Origin of the sequence: uncultured Draconibacterium sp. (genome assembly GCF_913060805.1) — a bacterium.
Taxonomy (GTDB): domain Bacteria; phylum Bacteroidota; class Bacteroidia; order Bacteroidales; family Prolixibacteraceae; genus Draconibacterium.
Map to the genome: position 1 here is coordinate 1 of NZ_CAJXTC010000013.1, position 22526 is coordinate 22526.

At 42.3% G+C, this 22526-nt stretch carries 11 protein-coding genes; 4 read left to right on the forward strand and 7 right to left on the reverse strand.

Annotation, left to right across the window (positions count from 1 at the left end):
- Window positions 1-217 precede the first annotated feature (217 nt).
- The 3 genes from QZ576_RS09735 to QZ576_RS09745 all read right to left on the reverse strand — a co-directional run bounded on the left by QZ576_RS09735 (window position 218) and on the right by QZ576_RS09745 (window position 7528).
- Window positions 218-2026 (reverse strand): glycoside hydrolase family 2 protein, encoded by a 1809-nt coding sequence (locus tag QZ576_RS09735; protein WP_297096546.1) that lies wholly within the window; start codon window positions 2024-2026, stop codon window positions 218-220.
- A 12-nt stretch (window positions 2027-2038) separates the two neighbouring features.
- Window positions 2039-3220, reverse strand: coding sequence for a glycoside hydrolase family 43 protein (locus QZ576_RS09740; protein WP_297096548.1), 1182 nt, complete (start codon window positions 3218-3220; stop codon window positions 2039-2041).
- Window positions 3221-3373: 153 nt separating this feature from the next.
- On the reverse strand, window positions 3374-7528 hold the full coding sequence (locus tag QZ576_RS09745) for a two-component regulator propeller domain-containing protein (RefSeq protein ID WP_297096550.1): 4155 nt from the start codon (window positions 7526-7528) through the stop codon (window positions 3374-3376).
- Window positions 7529-7853: 325 nt separating this feature from the next.
- On the opposite strand from QZ576_RS09745, the gene QZ576_RS09750 reads away from it, so the two are divergent.
- The 4 genes from QZ576_RS09750 (at window position 7854) to QZ576_RS09765 (ending at window position 14940) form a co-directional block, all read left to right on the forward strand.
- Window positions 7854-8753 carry a glycoside hydrolase family 16 protein gene (locus tag QZ576_RS09750; RefSeq protein WP_297096552.1) on the forward strand — a complete coding sequence of 300 codons (900 nt, stop codon included), beginning with the start codon at window positions 7854-7856 and terminating at the stop codon, window positions 8751-8753.
- A 51-nt stretch (window positions 8754-8804) separates the two neighbouring features.
- Window positions 8805-11864 (forward strand): TonB-dependent receptor, encoded by a 3060-nt coding sequence (locus tag QZ576_RS09755; RefSeq protein WP_297096554.1) that lies wholly within the window; start codon window positions 8805-8807, stop codon window positions 11862-11864.
- Window positions 11865-11875: 11 nt separating this feature from the next.
- Complete coding sequence (locus QZ576_RS09760; RefSeq protein ID WP_297096556.1) at window positions 11876-13588, forward strand: RagB/SusD family nutrient uptake outer membrane protein; 1713 nt, start codon at window positions 11876-11878, stop codon at window positions 13586-13588.
- 137 nt (window positions 13589-13725) lie between these two features.
- Entirely contained in the window at window positions 13726-14940 is a 1215-nt protein-coding gene (locus QZ576_RS09765) for a glycoside hydrolase family 88 protein (RefSeq protein ID WP_297096557.1), read from the forward strand.
- A 106-nt stretch (window positions 14941-15046) separates the two neighbouring features.
- On the opposite strand, the gene QZ576_RS09770 is transcribed toward QZ576_RS09765, so the two are convergent.
- From QZ576_RS09770 to QZ576_RS09785, 4 genes are all read right to left on the reverse strand, one after another.
- Window positions 15047-16321 carry a zinc-binding dehydrogenase gene (locus QZ576_RS09770; RefSeq protein WP_297096558.1) on the reverse strand — a complete coding sequence of 425 codons (1275 nt, stop codon included), beginning with the start codon at window positions 16319-16321 and terminating at the stop codon, window positions 15047-15049.
- 228 nt (window positions 16322-16549) lie between these two features.
- Window positions 16550-18511, reverse strand: coding sequence for an SDR family NAD(P)-dependent oxidoreductase (locus QZ576_RS09775; RefSeq protein WP_297096560.1), 1962 nt, complete (start codon window positions 18509-18511; stop codon window positions 16550-16552).
- Between the two features lie 103 nt (window positions 18512-18614).
- Window positions 18615-19832 (reverse strand): PHP domain-containing protein, encoded by a 1218-nt coding sequence (locus QZ576_RS09780; protein ID WP_297096562.1) that lies wholly within the window; start codon window positions 19830-19832, stop codon window positions 18615-18617.
- A gap of 96 nt (window positions 19833-19928) precedes the next feature.
- Complete coding sequence (locus QZ576_RS09785) at window positions 19929-22397, reverse strand: thiamine pyrophosphate-dependent enzyme (RefSeq protein WP_297096564.1); 2469 nt, start codon at window positions 22395-22397, stop codon at window positions 19929-19931.
- Between the last annotated feature and the right edge of the window lie 129 nt (window positions 22398-22526).

Here is a 22526-nt window from a genome sequence, read left to right on the forward strand (position 1 = left end):
AAAAAAAGAAAAAGAGTACCTACAAAATTACATTAATCCCTTGTCTGTTTCATAAGAATAGAGAGGGACGATTGTGTCGAAGGCACAATCAGGGTGAGTCTAATAACTTTGAGCCAAATTGTGCTATTGATTTTCGGGAAAATCTCACATAAAAAAACAGCAGCAAGAAATTCCTGCCGCTGCTTCCAAATAATCAATATCTATCTATTTCCAAAATCTATTCGTATTCTGCTGCTTTCTTTTCGTAATACTTCTGCAATTCGAAAAAAGCTTTCTTTTTGTAGCCTTTTTCAGAAATCAAACCTTTGCGGTTCCAGCCATCCTGAACATCGGGCAACTGACGAAGCGGCGACATAAAATCAGTCAAAATCCAGGGTGTCATTCCTGCCAAACCGTCAATTTTGTCGAACATATTAATACTTTCATGGTACAAATATTCCTGAAATTCTTCACTCCAACGAGTAAGACTGTCGGCATGAAATCCCTGCAAAGCACCGCCTCCAAATTCGCTGACAATAATTGGTTTGTCTTCATCCGATGAAATTACTTTTTCGCGGCACTCGTCGGGCAGACCACCGTACCATCCAAGATATTCGTTAAAACTTACAATATCGAGGTACTTCATTAGCGGGTCATTAATGGTATAATATTTTTCTTTGTTTCCATCACCGGGCTGATCTTTTTTACATGCAGCCGACAATAATCGGGTATTGTCAATGGAGCGAATATGATCGGCTACAGCGCCCAAAAATGCGTTGCGTGAGTCGGATGGTGTTGTTTCGTTTGCAATAGACCAGATAATTGAACTTGCACGGTTATAATCGCGGTTGATCACTTCGGAATACTGCTGTTTTGCTTTTTGCAGAACATTCTGATCTTTCCAGTCAATTCCCCAGTATAAAGGCAATTCTTCCCAAAGCAGAATCCCCATTTTATCCGCCTCGCGAAGAATATTTTCCTGGTGCGGATAATGTGCCAAACGGATAAAATTACATCCGAGTTCTTTTGCCCAGCCCAATACAAGTTGTGCATCTTCAACAGAATTGGCACGGTCGGCACGAAGTGGATTTTCATCGTGCAACGAAATTCCTCTTAAGAAAACCTGTTCTCCGTTTAGCAAGATTTTTTTGCCTTCGGTTTCAATCGTTCTGAAACCGATTTGATCGCTTACTTTATCGTTTGCAGCAGAGATGGAAACTTCGTACAACTTTGGATTTTTAGGCGACCACAACTCCATATTTTTTACGTCGATAGTAAAATTACAAGTCCCGTCAGCCGCAACATCAACTTCTTCATCTACCTTTAATTCCGGAATTTCAATACGGGCTTTTTCAGGAAAAAGCTTTCCACTTAATTCCAGCTTTCCGTTAATCTGTTTGGTTTTTGAATTAAGCGTACTTTTATCTAACGAAAGGAAATAGTTGCTCACAAAAGTTTTTGGAACCTCGATCAATTTCACGTCACGGGTAATACCACCATGATTAAACCAATCGGTAACCGGAGCAGGAATTCCTCCTTTTCTACGGCTATTGTTTACACCGATAATCAGAAAATTGTCCTTCTCTTTTAGCAAGTCGGTGATCTCAAAAGCGAAGGGCGTAAAACCACCCTCATGAACTCCCAGCACTTTTCCATTAAGCGTTACGGTGCTTAAATAGTTGGCCGCACCAACATATACAAAATAACGTTTCTCGTTCGAAAGATCTGTTTTATCAAAGGTTTTGCGGTACCAGATACTTCCTTCGAAATAGGAAAGTTCAGTTTTTTGTGCATCCCAGGCACCCGGAACCCAAAGTGTTTGCGCATCGTCGAAACTATACTCAACACGGTCTGATTTGTCCTTTTGTTTTACATTCTCATAAACGGGCATAAAACCGATTTGCCCTTGTTCGTAAGGATCGAGTACATATTTCCACTTCCCATTCAAACTGGTGAACTCCCTTCCGTTTGCATTCTGAATAAAAACATCCTGCGCCAAACCAATAAATGGCAACAGGAGCAATGCAAATACTGCTAATTTCTTCATTATTTCTATCTATTATAATTCGTTTGTTTCGTCAAAAATGCTGAGGTTCCACTGATCCATCCATTTTAACACAGGCAATCCGTTTTCAAATTGAATGGGCAACCAAATGTAACTGGCTTCGATTGGCTTTTTGGGCGTCCAGCGATCGGCCATAAAAATAAAGGCATCATCTTTTCCCGCAACCGGTAAAATGTATGTGCTTTGTGAATGGAAAGTAAGGTCGGCATCCTCGCCGACACATGGATTTGGATGTTGCTCCCAAGGTCCCCAAATTGATTCAGCCGTAAACATTCGGGCAGCATTCGGATCCCAACCGGTACAACCGGACGTGATCATAAAATACTTCCCGTCTTTCTTAAAAATGGCAGGCGCTTCGTTGTGCCCGCCGGGAGCAACACGAATATACTTTCCCGTGTAACTTAAATAGTCATCGCTCAGTTCAGCAATATGTAGTGTCAGGTTTTCTTCCGATGAATAAATATGATAAGCTTTCCCGTCGTCATCAACAAAAAGTGTCATGTCGCGCGACATTTGTCCGCCATCAAAATCACGACGGATAAACAAACCATCGTGAACTGCTTTCATCCAGTCATCGGTCCACCAGTCGGAAAAATCATCCATAGTAACACTACTGGTTTTCTGTTCTTCAGTCATGTTCTGCGGCCAAATTCCGGCATTGGGTCGCAAGGAACGAAGATAAGTGTAAGGCCCGGTTACATTGTCGCTAACGGCAATACCAACACGAGCAGCATTGTAACCTTTTCCTTTCAACTCCAAATGAAAATACAGTACAAATTGTTGCGTTTTGGCGTTGTAAATCACCTTCGGACGCTCCATTACACAACCAGCCTCGATATCGCTACCCACACTGTCGCTTACCGGCAGCACAACACCTTCAGGTTTCCAGTTGTACAAATCTTTTGATGAGTAACAATTCACACCCACCCGCGCCGAGCTGGTATTTTCGCTTTTGAATTCGCCAAACCAATAATACGTGTTATCGTGATAAAGAATGCCGCCTCCATGCGCGTTGATATGCACACTGTCGGCATCGGGCCAGGGTTGCCCCGGATTAAAATTTTGAAATCCTTGCGGCTCTTCTTTTTTTGAATTGCATCCCATTAATGCAACCATTAACGAAGCGCAAAAAAAAGTAAAGAGAATGGGATAAAGTTGGTTTGATCGTGGTTTCATGATAACGGCAATTTTGCTTTATTGATTTTATTCTCAGCTTTCATCAGAAAGTGAAGCAAAAATATCAGTCCGTTTTCGCAATCAGTGGCATAAATTCAACGTAAAATTGTACATATTCGATAAACCAACTTTCATGCTGCTTTACTTGCCCGATCAGGTATTTTTTTCAATATACTCTTTTGGTGTACACCCGTAAAAATCTTTAAAACAACGGCTAAAATACGACGGGCTGGTAAATCCAACCATGTAAATCACTTCACTAATCGATCGTTTTTTCTGCACCAGCAAGCCCGATGCTACCTTTAATCGTTGTGTACGGATAAATTCGTTGGCTGTTTGCCCGGTAAGTGCTTTTATTTTACGATAAGCCTGGTTGGCACTAACTTTTAGTTCGGCACTAAACGCTTCCACATCAAAATCGGTATTGTCCAAATTATCTTGCACCGATTGAACAGCCGCCTTCAGAAATTCCTCGTCCAGAGATGACAATTCAATGTGTTCGGGCTCCAGTATTTGTTCTGTTCGCAGTCGCTCCTGCTTTTGCTTTTGCAGAGTAAGTAGGTTGTAAATTTTCAGCGACAAAGAGACCATATTAAAAGGTTTGTAGATATAATCCACCGCCCCTAGCTTTAGTCCTTTTATCTGATCTTCCTGCATGGTTTTGGCCGTAAGGAAAATCACAGGAATGTGCGAATAATTCAGGTCGTTTCGAAGGTTGGTGCACAGCTCAAAACCATCCATTTCGGGCATCATCACATCCGAAAGAATAAGATCGGGAGTGTTTGCCTCAACTTTTTCGAGTGCGTCCTTGCCATTATCGGCACACGTAACATTTAAGTGTTTCGACAAGCCGGTACACAAAAACTCCTTCAAATCCGCATCATCTTCAACAACCAAAACATGTGGTTTTGTATTATCCGATCCGTTTAATGACGCGTCGTGTAAAATATTCTCGAAAGTGGCATCTTCGGGCTGCACCAAAGTGGTTACTGAATCTTGAGGTTTCCATTTTTCGCTTTTTTCTGCTTTTGCCGCCAGCTCGCTGTTTAGTGGTAAAACCAGCCGGAAACAGCTTCCCTTTCCTTCTTCGCTGTCCAGCTCAATCGATCCGCCGTGTTGCTCAATCATTGCCTTGGCCATAAACAAACCAATGCCGCCGGTACTTTGTGTCCGCAACTGCTTCACCTGGAAGAAACGCTCAAATATTTTCTCTTGGTACTCTTTTGCAATTCCAACTCCACTGTCCTGAACTTCAATCACCACTTCTTTATCTTCGTGGGCATTCGTACGCTCAAGAGCGTTTATGGAAATCGTACTGTTATCGGGTGAATATTTAAAGGCATTCGACAAGAGATTAAATATTATTTTCTCCATTTTATCAGGGTCGAAATAGGCCATGATAGTCTCGGGAGTGGTATTTAATTTAAAATCGATATGCCGCGAATCAGCCATTGGCTTAAAGAAATTGAAAACCTCGTGAAGCAGATTTCCCAAATTACAATGTTGAATGTACAGGCTATCCGGAATTCCTTTTTCAATTTTCCGGAACTCCAGCAGTTGGTTAACCAAACGTAACAATTTATAAGCGCTTGTATTTATTAATTGCGCCAGTTTGTGCGACTCGGCACTTAGTTTTTTATCGTCAAGCAATTCTTTCGACGGCCCTAAAATAAGTGTCAGCGGTGTTCTTAACTCGTGTGTTATATCGGTAAAAAACAGTGTTTTTTGTTCGTTCAGATTTCGTAATTCTTCGGCCCTTAAATGCTCAAATGCCAGCTCACTTTTCTTATGCGCGTTTATAATCGAGTATTTCATAAAAAAATACAAAACGGCAATAAATAACAGGCCATAAACGATATAGGCAACAATTGATTTCCACCACGGCGGCGACATGGAAACCTGAAAAGTAGTAGCTTTTGTATAGTCAACATCGTTACCGGCGCTCGCGACAACTTTAAAGGTATAATCGCCCGGAGGAAGGTTGGTGTAGGTAGCCGTATTTCGTGTTCCGGCACTGTTCCACTGCTCATCAAAACCTTCCATCTGGAAGAAGTATTCGTTTTTCCCCGGATTTTTATAATCCATATCCGAAAAACTAAAGGTCACCATTTTGTCTTTGTACGACAGGTTCACCTTTTCAGCATAAGGAATGTCAGAATTGATGCCATATTCTGTTCGGAGCTCCAACTCATCGTTCATACTTTTATCGTAGATCAGCAGGTCGGTAATTACCACATTGGCAGCTTGCTCGGTTTGGCTAATATTTTTGGGCTCTTGTATAATAAAACCGGCCAGGTTACCCACCACCATTCTGCCATTCTCCAAAACGAATTGTGCATTTCTTTCCACGCGGTCGTTCTGATAATCCTGCGAAAAATGTTTGCTTACGATTAGCTCATTTTCCACATCGAACTCAACAATACCGCGGTAAGTACGAATCCACAAATCACCCGATTTGTCTTCCATCAAACCCGATATCAGGTCGTTTTGCAAGTATTCAATTTCAGGAAAACCTTTAAATTTCACCACTTCATTTGCCGACGAATCAACTTCCTTTATTTTGCGGTTCAAGCCGGAGGTTGTTCCAATCCACAGGTTGCCAAATGAATCTTCAAGAATCGCATTTACTGCATTGTCATTCAAGGATTTTTTATCGGTGGTTGAATAAAAATATTTGTCGAATTTTCCGGTTTCGGGGTGGTAACAATTGAGCCCGTTTTCAGTACCGATCCAAACATCGCCCGAGCGATCTTCGTATAATGCCCGGATAATATTGCTACTTATCTGATCATTCTCAACGCCGGATGAAAAGCTTTCAACCGAAATAACTTTCTTTCCATCGGTCTTTAAAACTACAAAACCACGCTCTGTAATCCCCGCATAAATTACGTTGGGGAATTTTTTGGATGGAACCAATTCGATGACTTTATTTCCCGGAATAGCAACATTTGTATTCTCGTTATAGTATTCACGGCTCGAAACGTTGAGTTCCATATTCGGGTTAAACTGATAATGAATAAGCCCCGCATCTTCAGTGCCAATCCAGAGGCCGGTGTTATCGGCATACATATCGTAAATGGTGTAAGCTACAAACTCGCGGCCAGCTTGCGTGTATTTCTGCTCGCCATAATCTTTCTTTAAAACGTACACCCCGTTTTGATTTTCGTACTGCAAAAGGTTGTACGACGTACCAATCCACAACTGATCGTTGTAGGCGGCAAAACTTTTTATATAGATTTGGTTTCCAAGATTATCGACCGTTTCCGGCAACACGTAACGACTTAATCCATTATCGGTTATTGAGGCTCGGTCGATTTTTGACGAGCCCACCCAAAGCAAACCGCTTTTATCTACAAAAAGTGCTGATATTGCATTTGACGACAAACTTCCCGGATTATTAACCGACGCCTGATAATTCCAAAAACTTGCTTCTTCGGGCGGAAGTTGCTGCTGATCGTATTTCAGCAAACTCAAACCTTCGTTCCACGATCCGACCCACAAATTATCAAACTGATCGTAATACAATTTGAATACTACATCATCACCTAAACTGTTCGATCTGGCAGATTCGCGGTATGCAGTGAAGTGAGTTATTTCACCAGCGGAATTTACTTCTGCTTTGTTCAAACCGCCGCTCCATGTTCCAAACCACAGGTTTCCTTCTTTCGATTCAACAATTTGGGTAACGGTAGAATTTGAAAGCGAGTTTTTGCCGGGTTCAGCAACATAACGCAAATATTCACCGCTTTCCGGATAAAAACGAATCAAGCCGTTGTACGTGGCAATCCATAATATCTGGCGCGAGTCTTCGTAAATATCGCTTACCACCTCACTGGCCAGGAAATGTTTCATCTCCCCGGTTTCAGGAGCCAGTTTGTACAAGCCATCATTCCAGGTGCCAATCCAAATAATTCCTTCGTGATCTTCGTTTAACGAAAGAATCCGGCTTCGTATTTTATATCGTTTCAGGGCACCGGTTTTTAAGTTCATAAAATTCAAACCACTTGCCGTACCAATCCACAAATTGCCGGCCTTGTCAACCATTAACTTCGTAATCTCGCGGTTTGAAATGGAAGTAGAATCATGGAAATGCGGGTGATAAGTAACATAGTCGTAACCATCATAACGTGTCAGGCCATTTAAAGTGCCAATCCACATAAAACCATTCTGATCCTGAACGATGGTATTTGATTTATCGATGGTAAGTCCGTTTTCTGCTCCAAAATGAGAAAAGTAAAGCTCGTTTTGCGCCAACGCTGCACAAGAGCAAAAAAGAAGAACAAAAAGCAGTTTAGTAATTCGTAGCATGTTAGTTTTTGCGTTTGTGCAAATTTATATGAAATTTGAAAAATAAGGTTTGTGTACCTCAATATACGTTAAAAATATAACAAGCCCCCGGCGCATGAATCGCCCCAACATAACTACCTGATTACATAGACATTACGAGACATTTCAATTTTACACAAATCCGACGAGTCAAATTTGTAACAGTTTTTTTCAATTTTATGCAATCGATTTCAATTAATTGAAAGTGTACATCGATTTTGTTCAAATCATTCATTTTTTTTTGCCGGAGCTTTGTAATGTTTTCCTGAAAGAAGGGAAACAAACCAATGAACGAAAACTATAACTTATGAATCGTACTAACCATACGAAGACTATTCTTACAAAGCTGTTTCTGGTGCTGTGTATTTTTGTTGGGTACAATAGTTACGCAGGCAACAAACAAAATGCAGAGAAAAACAGGCCCAAAGATCTTCAACTGATTTGGGAGGATAATTTCGATAACGACGGTTATCCGAATGCAAAAAACTGGAATTTCGAATATGGCTTTGTGCGCAACCGCGAACTACAATGGTATCAGCCACAAAATGCTTATTGCCAAAATGGCCTTTTAATTATAGAAGGCAAAAGGGAAAACATTTTCAATCCGAATTACAATCCGCTTAGCGACGACTGGCGCACGAATCGCTCGCGCGCTAAATACACATCAGCATGCCTTATTACTAAAGATCTGCACGAATGGCCTCCTTTTGGCTACTTCGAAATAAGTGCACGTATCAACGTATCGAACGGAGCCTGGCCCGCCATTTGGTTGTTAGGAACCGAGCAGAGCTGGCCACATTGCGGCGAGATAGACATTATGGAATTCTATCGTATAAATAATGTTCCACACATTCTGGCCAACGCAGCGTGGGGCTCGGAATTAAACTACCAGGCCAAATGGGACGATGCAAAAATACCTTTAGAACATTTTACAAAAACCGACCCCGATTGGGCCGATAAATTCCACACCTGGTCGATGCACTGGGACAAAAAACAGATCAGCATTTACCTTGATAACAAGTTACTGAACCAAATCGATCTGCAACAAACCATCAATCCTGACGGAAGCAATCCTTTTACTTCCGATCAGAAATTCTACTTGTTGCTCAACCTTGCAATTGGAGCAAACGGCGGCGATCCTACACACACAGATTTCCCCATCCAGTTTGAGGTTGACTATGTGAAAGTCTACAAACAAACGAACTAGATATTCGAATTTATAACTATTTCAATTTTAATAATTAAATCACGAATCTTTATGAAAAAGAAGAGTAAATTGAATCAATGTTATTTCAGCAATGGGATTTTAAAAACCATGGCTTTGGCATTGATGTTAATCATTGTTCACGGAACAGCAGCATTTGCCGGTTCCGGAACTGCATTACAAGAAAAATCAATCACTGGTAGGGTAGTCAGCACAAGTGGCGAGTCAATACCCGGTGTATCGATTTTAGTAAAAGGAACTACACACGGAACGATTTCCGATATTGACGGAAACTTCACGCTTAGCGATGTTCGCTCTGAAGACATTCTTGTTTTCTCTTTTATCGGTATGAAAGAAGTTGAGGTTACTGTGGGCGATCAAACCAACCTTGAGGTTACTATGGAAGACGCCGTAATTGGTGTTGACGAGGTTGTGGTTGTTGGTTACGGTACACAGAAGAAATCGGACATTACCGGTTCGGTAAGTTCGGTGTCGGAAGAACGACTGGCCAAAATTCCTGTTTCAAACGTTATGCAGGCCGTTCAGGGTGCTGTTTCAGGTGTTAGTGTTACACAGGTTTCTTCTATTCCTGGTGAAGCTCCGCAAGTTTTGGTTCGCGGTGGCGGCTCACTTACTGCATCAACCGAACCATATGTGGTAGTTGATGGTATTCCTATTTCAAAAATGGGAGGATCGATTAACGATATCAACCCTAACGACATCAAATCAATCGAGATTTTGAAAGATGCTTCGGCAACTGCAATTTATGGTATGAATGGTGCCAACGGTGTTATTCTTATCACTACAAAAAGCGGAAAATCATCGAAACCTACCATTAAATATTCAGGTTATCTTGGTGTTGAAGAATTTGCCAATATTCCTGAAATGGTATCAACCGATGAATTGCTTGCACGTTATGCTGAAGGAAACCGCATCAACGGTTCTCCACTTTACGAAGCTCCGGTAAAATACCAGTACGAGGTAGAAAACTACAAAAACGGTCATACTATCGACTGGATCGACGAAGTATCGCAAACCGGTATTCAGCAAAATCACAACATCAGCATTTCGGGTGGAAGCGAGAATTTAAGCTACTACATCTCGGGTGATTTATTAGATCAAAAAGGTGTGGTAAAAGGTTATAACTACAAACGTAATTCAATACGTACCAACATTGATGCACAGGTTACCAGTTACCTGAAAATTGGTACCAACTCATCGATTGTTTATCACAACCGCGACGGTGGCCGCGCGAACTTGCTGAATGCAGAAGCAATGAGCCCGTACGGAAGAATGTACGAAGATGATGGTACCTACACTATTTACCCAATGTTTGGTGAAACTTTGTGGGCCAACCCAATGCTTCCAACGACTACCAGTCCTGAGCGTCGTCAGTTCAACGTAAACCTGAATGGTTTTGCTTATGTAACTTTTGGCGACATCTGGAAACCACTTACAGGATTGACTTACCGTTTGAATGCCGGTCACTCTACCATTCAAAGCCGCAACAGTAACTACACTGGTCAATCGGTTAACGATTTGCTGGGTACTGCAACAATTTCAAGAAGCGAAACTCAGGCATACACCATTGAAAATATTCTTCGTTACGACTATGATGTAAACAAACATCATATCGATCTTACCGGAGTTTATTCTTCTCAGGAAAGAGTCTATAACACCAACTGGGCACAAGCCAGCGACTTTGTAAACGACGAGCTTGGATGGGACAGAATGCAGGCAGGTGCCAGCTCAAGTGTTAGTTCTTATGCTGACCGTTATGCTGCAATTTCGCAAATGGGACGTTTAAACTATTCGTACGACAGCCGTTACCTGTTTACAGTTACTGTTCGTCGCGATGGTTCTTCAGTTTTTGCCGACGGTATGAAATACGGTACTTTCCCTTCAGTTGCTCTTGGTTGGAATATCCGCCACGAAGGTTTTATGGCAAATGCCGAAAAAATTACCAACCTGAAACTGAGATTATCTTACGGTAAATCAGGAAACGAGGCCGTTAGTGTTTACCGCACATTTACCACAATGGCCGACAGACAAATTCCGTTTGGCGGATCAACAAATATTGCCATGGTTACCGATCGTTTAGGAAACAGCGACTTAAGCTGGGAAACCAAAGAAAGTTTTAACCTTGGCTTAGATTTTGGGTTCTTCAATAACCGCATCAACGGTTCACTCGACGTGTATTCTGCTAATAACTCCGACCTGTTATTATCGCGTAAATTACCTTCAGCTTCTGGATTTGGTTCTGTAACAGCAAACATTGGTGAAACTTCTACAAAAGGTATCGAACTTACATTGAATACTGTAAACGTTGCAACTACAAACTTCAAATGGAACAGTTCTATCGTTTTCTCGAACAGCAAAAGCGAAATTACTGAATTGTATGGCGACGGCCTTGATGACATTGGTAGTGGCTGGTTTCTTGGCGAGCCTATCGGTGTTATTCGCGATTACAAAAAAATAGGTATCTGGCAGGAAGATGAAATTACAAATGGCGATCATTTAGATTGGGATCCGGTAGCAAAACCAGGTGATGTAAAAGTAGCAGACATTAGCGGTCCTGACGGTGTTCCGGACGGAGTTATTACCGACGACGACCGTGTTATTCTTGGCCAAACAGCTCCAAAATGGACTGGTGGTTTAACCAACACTTTCGCTTACAAAAACTTCACGCTGAACGTATTTATCCAAACCGTTCAGGGAGCTATGCGTAACAACTCGCACATTGGTATGGCTGCCGACGAAATTGAGCGTAGAAACAGTTTTGCTGAAATTGGTTACTGGACACCGGAAAACCAAAGCAACGAGTGGCGTTCGCTGAACAAAAATTCAAATCCTCACGGATACGGATTCCCGGTTAAAAACAACTTCACTCGTATTAAAGACATCACCTTGAATTACGATGTGCCTCAGCATTTGCTCGACAAAGCCGGAATCAGCGCTTTAAGCCTGTACCTGAGCGGACGTAACCTGTACACCTTTACCGACTGGATCGGTTGGGACCCTGAAGAACGCGATACGCAACGTGGCTGGAATAATTGGGAAATCAACTATCCGGCAGTAAGAACAGTAGTTTTCGGTATTAACCTTACTCTATAAAAGAATACAAAATGAAGAAGAATAAATTTCATATAATGATAGTGATGGCTTTAACTTTTCTGGCCATCTCTTGCAGCGAAGACTTTTTGGACGAGACACCGTATTCTTCGTATGCTCCTGAAACATTAACCGACGAAGCCGGTATTGAAGCCGCTTTGAAAGGTTTACACTATAATTTTGGTAGAATCTGGACCTGGTCTGACCAACAAGGTTGGGCTGGTGTTTGGCAAGACGGAACCGATGTATGTTCTCCTGGTGGCGTTCAAGGCGTTGAAATTCCGTTTTTCAAATACGAAGACCTGAATTCGGAGAATGCCGCAGTTAGTTACATGTGGTCGATGTGTTACTTGATCATCAACAATGCAAACAATGCAATGGTAGCAATCGGCGAAGATGGCGATCCTGCGAAAATGGCCGAAGCACGATTCTTCCGCGGATACTGTTATAACATTCTGGCAACATTGTATGGCGACGTGCCTTTGCTTACCGAGCCTACATCTTCTGCACGTACCGATTTGGAGCGTACTCCTGTTTCTCAGGTAAACGCACAAATTGTAGCAGATTTGAAATATGCAGCAGAAAATTTACCTGACATTACGGGTACAGTAAGCGAAAGCCGCGCCAACAAACACATGGCTATGCAAAGTTTGGGCGAAGTGTATTTGCGTCTGGATCAACCTGCTGATGCAGAAACAGTATTAACCAGCATTATCAACAGCGGACTTTTCTCAATTGTTGAGGAACGTTATGGTGTTGCTATAGATGTAAATGGCGACTATTTCAGCGACATGTTCAAATTCGGTAATCAACGTCGTTCTGAAGGAAACACTGAAGCGATCTGGACTTTCGAACTGGAATACAACAAAGGCGGCATTTCTGGCGGATTTACAAACGCACCTCAGCAACGTCGTAACTGGGTACCGGCTTATCACAATATTCCGGGAATGACCTATGTTTACGATGGTGTTGACGAAAGTTTTGTGCATCCATACGGAGGTCGTGGTAACGGCCGTATTCGCCCAAGTAACTGGGTAAAATACGAGTTGTACGAAGATGGCGACATTCGTAATTCGGAAAACAATATTACACGAACATTCTACTACAACGCACCTGGTTATAGTGCAACCTGGGGTATAGATGCAAACGGTTTCAGAGTTGCAGCAGATTCGCCGGATGCAGTTATGGTAAAAGACGTTATGGTTGGTGACACTGCGCTAATTGCTGCCAGCGATACTTTGGAAGTTGCCTACCCGTACACACGTAAATGGGATTCATTCGATCCTACTGATCAGTGGGGATGGACAAACATTAAAGACTTCCCAATTATGCGTTTTGGCGAGACTTACCTGCTTCGTGCTGAGGCTCGTCTTAAAAACGGTAATGCAGCAGGTGCTGCCGACGACATTAACGTTTTACGCGATCGTGCCTTTAAAGCTGCCCGCGAAGAAAGTGGTAACAGCGAACTAGGAAAAGTATCGTCATCGGATATCGATCTCGACTTTATTTTGGATGAACGTGCACGTGAATTGTTTGCTGAAGAAAACCGCCGCATGACATTGATGCGTACGGGAACATTAGTTGAGCGCGCAGCATTGAACACCGAAAGTACAATTAAAGGTACAATCAGTGGAATCAGTGAGATTCACCTGTTGTTACCTATTCCGTTAAGCGAAATTCAACGTAACAAAGATGTTCTGTGGGAGCAAAACCCTGGATACAATTAGAATTTCAACCAACTAAACAAATAAAACCACGATGGTTCTAGATAGTTAGTTAGATTAAGTTATTAAGTAAGAAATGCCCTTCGGGGCATTTCTTTTTCTTATACTTGTTACTGTTTTCATTTATAACACAATTCATCATGTTAAAAACCACTTCCTTTTTTGTCATCCTAATTCTGTTTTTCAGTTGTAAAACTCCCGACAACAAAAGTCAATCATTTAGTTCAGTGATCGACCAGTCGCTTGAAGTTGCGACAGAACAAAGCCTACGTATGGCCGAATCACTGAAGGATCAACCGGAAAAACTTCCTCAAACGATTGACAAAAACGGCAATTTGGTTACCTGTAATTCGGATTGGTGGGTAAGCGGATTTTTCCCTGGCGTTTTGTGGTATTTGTATGAAAATTCACCGTCCGACTCGTTAAAACACTGGGCAGAAAACTTCACCCTGCGTGTTGAAGACCAGCAATACACCACCGACAATCACGATGTTGGTTTTATGATCTTTTGCAGTTTTGGAAACGGTTACCGCATCACCGGAAATCCGGAATACAAAGAAGTGATCCATAACGCATCCAAGTCGTTGATCACACGTTTTAATCCAACCATTGGCTGCATTCGTTCGTGGGATTACGCCAGCTGGAGCGCTCAGTGGCAATACCCGGTTATTATCGATAACATGATGAATCTGGAATTGCTGGAATGGAGCGCCAAAACATTTAACGACACAACATTTAGCCACGTGGCACGCACACACGCCAACACAACTATGCAAAACCATTTCCGTGACGATTACAGTAGCTACCACGTAATTTCGTACGACACCATTACCGGTGCAGTTGAAAAGAAAAACACTTCGCAGGGATATTCTGATGAATCGGCATGGGCACGTGGCCAGGCATGGGGACTTTACGGTTACACCATGATGTACCGCGAAACAGGCGATAAAACCTATTTAGAACAGGCTGAACATATTGCCGATTTTATCATCAATCACCCCAATTTACCGGAAGACAAAATTCCTTACTGGGATTTTAATGCACCGGATATTCCCAATGCTTTGCGCGATGCTTCGGCAGGAGCAATTATGTGTTCTGCCCTACTCGAATTAAGCGCTTATGTTTCGCCAGAAAAAGCAGCATCATATCTCGATATTGCCGAAACACAGCTTCGCAGTTTAAGTTCCGATAAGTATTTGGCAAAAGCCGGAGAGAATGCAAACTTCATTCTAAAACACAGCGTTGGACATATGCCGAACAAAAGCGAGGTTGACGTTCCGTTAAGCTACGCCGATTATTATTTTGTTGAAGCTTTAATGCGTGCTAAAGAGTTGATAAAAGAAGGTAAGTTGTAATAAAAACAAACAGCAGCAAGAGAACCTCGCTGCTGTCGTTTACGTTTATTTTCAAGTTTATATCTAACACCCGATTGATGTCAACACACCAATCTTCGATTAAATTCTACAATTTATCGCCATTTTCCAACAAATAGGCTTCTGCTTCCACATTCCATAATCCCATGTACTTTTTGCAAAGCTTATCCAGCTCGGCATACACCAGATTATCTTTTCCTTTCTCTTCGAATTCAGCAATTGCTGTAAGCGGGAAATCAAAATGTGTATAAATCAATTTCTTACCACCAGGAATATTTGGCAGATTCAAGGTTGCTTCAGGCACTGCATTTAAACCACCAATGTGGGTTACCAGTCCTGCCGGATCCAGTCCTGCGGTCATAATTTCCAGTGCTTCGTTCATGTCGTCGGTGTTACCGCCTGAAGTTCCTACAATGTGTGTATAAGCGTAGTGTACGTTATAGAAATTCATTTTTGCCGAGAACTCGGTGTTCGATGGGCCGGCAAAAAAGTTAAGACAACCGTCGAAACCAAGAATTGCATCGCCCTGCTCAACAACCGGAGCTACCGGAGCAAACACAAATACATCGTCGTAACCTGTACCGCCGGTTAAATCTTTTAATCCGGCCACAGGATCAGCCATTTCTGCGGTATTGATGTATTTCAATTCAATGCCACGTTCTTTGGCGAACTCAACAGTGTAAAGCTCAGCTGCACGATCCAATCTTGTCTGATCGATATCGGTAACTACCATCAACGATGGTTTTCTGTCCTCACGGCGCAAAACGTAATTGATGGCTGCCAGTCCCATTGGACCAACACCTGCTAAAATTGCCATTTTACCACCTTCAACAATTTCCATTTTGTGCACGTAGCTTCCGGCTGTTGTGTGGTAATTGGCATGCATAGCACCAATAACACAGCTTAACGGCTCAGCTAGCGAGGCGGGATAATACCCCGGTCCTTCGTAAGCCAACAAACAATCCTGCACCAACACATCTTTTGGAATGATCACATAAGTTGCATCACCACCAATGTATTTGTACGAATAACCCGGCGCACTCAAAACACCCACCGGACCATCTTCGTAATAAATTGCCGGCTGAATCGAGAATTTCTGTCCAGACTTAAACTTATCCTGCCAGTTTGCTCCCACTTCAACAATCTCACCGGCAAACTCGTGACCGATCATAATCGGATTTTCGGCAATATCATCCGGAATACGTTTGTGATCGCTTGCCTGGTTGGCAGCTTTGTAACTCGACATACAAAGGCTGTCGGTTATTACTTTGGCCAAAATCTCATCATCACTGATTGCCGGTAATTCAAACTCCTCAACACGAAGGTCTTTTTTACCGTATAATCGAACTGCTTTTGTCTTCATTTTCTATTTATTTTTTCAGATTGAAAAAAGATTGAATCAGATTGATTAAGATTGAAACTTCTATCTCGAAACTCGTGACTCGAAGCTTTCTTAATCACTCATCGTTAATCATTAATTCTTCCCATCTTTTGCCTTTTTACTTTCTACTTTTGCTCCCGACGCTTCGGTCGGGATTTCGACCAGCACAGCTGTTCTCAACTTTTTACTTTCTACTTTTGCCTTTAACTTCTAGTGCAACATCGACTGACCGCCCGAAATTGGCAGCGCCTGTCCTGTTTCATTCTCCTGGTCGATCAGGTATAAAATTCCTTTCACCACGTCTTTTGGCGAACATCCTTTTCCAAGAGGCACCTGGTCTAAATAAAACTGCTTCACATCTTCGATTGTTTTTGCTCCCGGCACTTTTCCTGCATTCAGATACTGAATGAACAAACCGTTTTCAGGATCGCTCCACAGCGGACCTTCGTAAAAGTTACCCGGACAAACCGAATTCACTTTAATTTTCTCTGGTGCCAGCTCTAGTGCAAACGACTGAGTAAGCCCAATTCCACCAAATTTACCACCGGCATATGCAAAATTCTTCTTACTGCCTTTTAAGCCCGATTTTGAGTTGATCTGAATGATATCAGAGTAATAATCCGGTTTAAAAGCATTTTGAAGTTTCAATATTTTAGAAGCTACTTTTGTGCAATAGAAATAAGCGTTGTAGTTTATCTTGGTAACAAACTCGAAATTCTCCGGAGTCATTTCATCCAGACCGCCTGCACGCAACACCCCCGCATTGCTAACAAATACATCCAGACCTCCAAAAGTAGCAACAGTTTCTTTCATCAAATTGGCCAAACTGTCCATATCGGCCACGTTGGTTTTTACAAAAATCGCCCGGTTATTGCCTTTCATCGCGGCCAGTGCAGCAGCCGTTTTATTTCCAACTTCTTCGTTAATGTCGGCAACAACAATATTGGCACCTTCTTCGGTTAAATGGCGGGCAATACCTTCGCCAAATCCCATGGCAGCGCCGGTTACAATAATGGTTTTATTCTGAACGCGGCCAACCGATGTTCCGGCAGCAATTTTGCGGCGGTAATTCTCCACCTCCCATGTATCGATAAATGCAATTTGCTCGGGTGTCATAAAATGCTGACCACCGAATGATTCCGAATAAGCACTGATCTTCATTGCATCTTCGTAAACATCAAGAATGGTGTCGCACTGCGCAGCATGATCGCCAACCGCCAACAAACCAATTCCTTTCAGAACAATTACTTTTGGAGCAAATCCGTTAGCTGAAATAAAAGCCGTAATCTTGTCTTTGGCCTCTTTCAAAAGATCTTCAACGTTTTCGGTATTTTCGATAAAAACGTATTTCGATTTGCAATAAACGATCAGATCCGGCGTAAATGGCTTGGCCACTTTTTCAAAGGCCGCTGCATCTTTTGCAAATTGAGCAATTACTGCATTGTTCCGAAGTTTGAGTGTTTTAATTTCCTCTTCAGAAACCATCATTCGGATAGCTGGAATAAATTCAGCAATATCATCGCGGATTGGAAGTGCTTCTTCCGACAGTTCCTCTTTCAATACACCGTTCAGTTTTGCAAATACATCGTTGTAGATGGTTTCAATTTCATCGATTGAATCGGCAGCCACAAAAATTCCATGATTTTGCAAAAAGATTATCTGAGCGGCTTTTCCTTTTTCAGCTTTGAATTTGGACAACTGCTTTTCAACCTCTTTAAACAGCACATAACCCGGATCGATATAAGGAATATAAACCACCTGGTCACCAAACAATTCACCGAGGTATTTTTCAACCTCGTTGCCACACATTAGTCCATTTACTTTTGTTGGATGCAGGTGCACCACATAAGCGTAATCGATAACATCGTGCATTGATGTTTCCACCGACGGACGGCGATCTTTTGTGATGGTAGCTTCCATCAAATCGTCTTTGATCTGGCGTTCGCGCTCAAACGAATCTGAGCTGTATGTTTTTTCCGAGATCAGCCCAAGTTTTTTGCGGTCAAGTTTTGCAAAACCATCTTCGGTAATTGTTGCAAGCGCATGACCACTGGCTTTCACCCAAATATTTTCGTCGTTTTTATAAGAAGTGTTTCCACCTCCGGCAATAACCATCTCCGGATTTTTGCCATAGAATTGTGATATCTTAATAAGATTTTCTAATCCTTCCATTTTTTCTTTTTCGCTTTGAATTTTGCTCGCAGATTTCGCGGATCAGCGCAGATTTACTTCTTCTATTTCTCTGCGAATATCTGCGCTATCTGCGTGAAATTTTTTATGCGATCATTTCTTTTATAACCGCGTTTCCAAGAGTGATCAGGTCGGCTACCGAACGTTCGGTACGATCCCCATTTGCCTTAACAAATCCCTCTTCCCCATTGGTTTTTAAATATTGATGAGCTGCAATTACACAAGCTCCATCGTACGATACTTTTTTCAAATCATCAGGCAGAATATCTTCCCCATCAACTTTCACCTCGATTGGGAAAACTCCCGGCGTATTGTGCTCCGATCCCAATGAAATCACATATCCTTTTTTAGTAAAGTATTTGATGAACTCGCGCAATTTCTGCACTGAATTCCTCGATGGAATCAGTTCGATCATGTGCACATTCATTGCTTTCAACTGCTCGTCCATAAATTCCCAATCCTTCTCGAAACCGGTAATCAGATTTCCTTTTCGGTCGTCGAGTAAAACAGGATAACATGGAATACCACCGGCATCCAAAATATACTCGCTTATGCGCTGTACCGGCGGGAATGATGCAGGCGATTCAGGAACAAATGCAGAACCTCCGGCTTTTAATAATTTACCGCGAATTTCGTTTTCAATTGCAGGAATATCCTCAGGATTCGATTTTGGCTCCACATCAAAAAGTTCGGTGTAGAACATCATTTTACCCGACTTTTTCGGATAATTCTCCTCCACCAAAGTACGAATGGCTGTTGCAATATGTCTTTCGCGCACCAGTTCTTTGGCGTATTTTGCCTTTACATCTTCGTAAGTAAGACTCATATCAGGGTAGATCGATTGCAAAAGATAGTTCACCTTTTCAATCATCTGCTTCACCTGCTTCTGGCTTTCAGCAAAAAGCTCTTTCAAAAACTGCGCGTTTTCTTCCGAAACCCGGTAAGGATAATTCAGTCCTTTACCACTGAAATAAATACGCCCCGGATTATTCGGATCGTTGATGGTAACATTGCGGCGCTGAAGCTCCGGAATCAATCCGATAAACTCAACATTAAACAATGGAAATACGCCGTTTTTTACCGCGTAATTATAGAATTCGTTATATCCGTCGGAAACAAAAAAGTCGTTAATTCCCAACACATCAACCTCTTCGTCTTTTGCCAGATCAAAAATCTGCGCAATATTATCGAAAGAGCTGAATGAGTAGGGTGTGTGGATGTGGCCGTTTACGTGAGGAACGCTAACATCGCCTCCAATTCGCATTAATGTTTCAATATCCGGGTATTCTTTTAGAAAATTCATATCAGTTATTAGTTATTGGTTAAAAAGCAGGTGTGAATATAAAAAATCCTTTCCTACCAAAACTTATCCACACCATGCTTTTCAAACTAACCAAGATTATATACCTAACTTATTTCTACGGATTTGCTCGGCATTTGTATAGTTGTTTTTCACAACGTGACCTTTCAGCGGAACGATCTTCTCGTGAATCGCATCCAGGTACCAATCAACCTGTGGGAAGAAATACTGTTCCAATTCGTACGCCGGAGTGATCCAGTTACGCGAACCAACAACTACAGGAGGTGCATCCAACTCGTCGAATGCAAGCTCAGTAATATTTCTTGCCATATCATTCAGGAATGAACCGCGTGAGTTGGCATCGCCGGAAATGATAATTCTTCCGGTCTTTTTAACCGACTCCAATACTTTTTCGTAGTTGAAAGGAACAATTGAACGGGCATCGATAACTTCTGCTTCCATTCCGTATTCTTCTTTCAGTTTATCAGCGGCTTCAAGAGCACGATACAATGTTGCACCAATGGTAAGAATTGTAATGTCTTTTCCTTCGCGTTTTACATCCGGCTCGCCAAATGGAATTTCGTAATATTCTTCCGGCACACCACCTTCGTGGAATTGCTCGCCAATGTCGTAAATACGCTGGCTTTCAAAGAAAATTACAGGATCAGTTCCCTGCAGTGCAGTGTTCATCAATCCTTTTGCATCGTATGGAGTTACCGGGAATACAACTTTCAATCCCGGAATATGTGCCACCAATGATGTCCAGTCTTGAGAGTGTTGTGCACCATATTTCGATCCAACGGAAACGCGAACTACAACCGGCATTTTAATTACGTTACCCGACATGGCCTGCCATTTAGGCATCTGGTTGAAAACCTCATCACCACAACGTCCAAGGAAATCGCAATACATGATCTCAGGAATAACGCGTCCACCACACATGGCGTAACCGATGGCTGTTCCAATGATCGACGCCTCCGAAATTGGTGAGTTAAATAAACGGTTGTATGGCAGCGCTTCGGTCAAACCGCGGTAAACGGCAAAAGCGCCACCCCAGTCGCGGTTTTCTTCACCGTATGCTACCAAGGTTGGATCTTTGTAAAAACGATCAACAACAGCTTCAAAAATACCGTCACGCAACTGGTATTGTTTAATTTTCGAGAATGGTTTTCCGTTGGCATCAAATGCAAAACGTTCTTTTTTAGAAAGCTGTTTCACACGTGGATTTTCTTCCATTGGGTGATTCACCTCAACTTCTCGGTCTTCCATTTTATCCAGGCTCTCGTTCGAGAACATCATGTCACCGATCAGTTCAGGATATTTTTCCATATCCATGTGAGGAGAAACTTTTTCATCGATAGCCAGTTTCATCGCGTATTTCATCAACTCAACGATGTCGGCTTTAATATCTTCAAGCTCTGCTTCTTTTGCAACTCCGGCTCCAACCAGCTCGCTTGCATACGAAGCGATACAATCCTGTTTTTCCCATGCTTCAACTTCCTCTTTGCTACGATACGACGAAGCATCAGAAGGCGAGTGACCACTGTAACGGTAAGTTAAAACGTCTAACAGAACCGGACCTTTTTTGTCTTTCAGCAGTTCCATTTTGCGTTTGTACGCATCGATTACAGCCAGTGGATTGTAACCGTCAACGCGCTCGGCGTGCATACTGTCGCGGTTTACACCGGCACCAATACGAGCGGCAATGTCGTAACCCATAGTTTCACCACAGGTTTGTCCACCCATTCCGTACTGGTTATTCATGATATTGAAAATGATTGGCAGACCACCTTTGTAAGCGCCTTCCCAAAGCTGCTCAAACTGGTCCATCGATGCAAAAGCCAGACCTTCCCAAACAGGACCGCAAGCCATTGAAGCATCACCAATGTTGGCAACCACAATACCATCTTTTTTATTTACTTTTTTGAATAATGCAGCACCCACAGCGATATCGCCCGAACCACCAACAATAGCGTTGTTCGGATATACGCCAAACGGTGTAAAGAAAGCGTGCATCGATCCACCTAAACCTTTATTGAAACCTGTTTCGCGGGCAAAAATCTCAGCCAGTGTTCCGTAAATAAGGAAACGGCGTGCCAATGATTTTACGTTGCCTTCGTGACCTTCTTTTACGATGTTCAGAATTGTACCATCAAAGAAGTTGGTCATTACATCCATCAATTCGTCATCGCTCATTTTATGGATGGCCGACATACCTTTGGCCAAAATCTCGCCGTGAGAACGGTGCGAACCAAAAATAAAATCCTCTACTCCCAGGTGATACGCCATACCAACTGCAGCCGATTCCTGTCCGATTGACAAGTGAGCAGGGCCAGGATGGTTGTACTCGATTCCTTCGTATTCCCCTTTGATTTTAATGAGATTCAACATGGTTTCAAACTCACGAATCAGTGACATATCATGGAAGATATTGATGAATTCGTCATTCGAAAAGTTAGCTTTTTCCTCTTCAATACTTTTGTTGTATTGATTTACAGGTATTTCTTTGAATTGAATTGAACCCGGTTTTCTTACTTCAACCGGATCAATAAATTGCGACTTAGGCATAATATTTTGTTTTATTAATTTTTACTTGTTTTTCTTTTATTCAGACCTGGATCCGTCAGCTGACGGACAGGGTGACGTTCAGAACATGATTACAAGGACAATACCAAGTACGTCATGCTGAACTCGTTT

Excerpts from the sequence above, each read along its gene's own strand:
- QZ576_RS09745 (WP_297096550.1), bottom strand. The coding sequence starts at position 7,528 with ATGCTACGAATTACTAAACTGCTTTTTGTTCTTCTTTTTTGCTCTTGT.
- QZ576_RS09780 (WP_297096562.1), bottom strand. The coding sequence starts at position 19,832 with ATGAATTTTCTAAAAGAATACCCGGATATTGAAACATTAATGCGAATT.
- QZ576_RS09735 (WP_297096546.1), bottom strand. The coding sequence starts at position 2,026 with ATGAAGAAATTAGCAGTATTTGCATTGCTCCTGTTGCCATTTATTGGT.
- QZ576_RS09765 (WP_297096557.1), top strand. The coding sequence starts at position 13,726 with ATGTTAAAAACCACTTCCTTTTTTGTCATCCTAATTCTGTTTTTCAGT.
- QZ576_RS09755 (WP_297096554.1), top strand. The coding sequence starts at position 8,805 with ATGAAAAAGAAGAGTAAATTGAATCAATGTTATTTCAGCAATGGGATT.
- QZ576_RS09760 (WP_297096556.1), top strand. The coding sequence starts at position 11,876 with ATGAAGAAGAATAAATTTCATATAATGATAGTGATGGCTTTAACTTTT.
- QZ576_RS09770 (WP_297096558.1), bottom strand. The coding sequence starts at position 16,321 with ATGAAGACAAAAGCAGTTCGATTATACGGTAAAAAAGACCTTCGTGTT.
- QZ576_RS09775 (WP_297096560.1), bottom strand. The coding sequence starts at position 18,511 with ATGGAAGGATTAGAAAATCTTATTAAGATATCACAATTCTATGGCAAA.
- QZ576_RS09785 (WP_297096564.1), bottom strand. The coding sequence starts at position 22,397 with ATGCCTAAGTCGCAATTTATTGATCCGGTTGAAGTAAGAAAACCGGGT.
- QZ576_RS09750 (WP_297096552.1), top strand. The coding sequence starts at position 7,854 with ATGAATCGTACTAACCATACGAAGACTATTCTTACAAAGCTGTTTCTG.
- QZ576_RS09740 (WP_297096548.1), bottom strand. The coding sequence starts at position 3,220 with ATGAAACCACGATCAAACCAACTTTATCCCATTCTCTTTACTTTTTTT.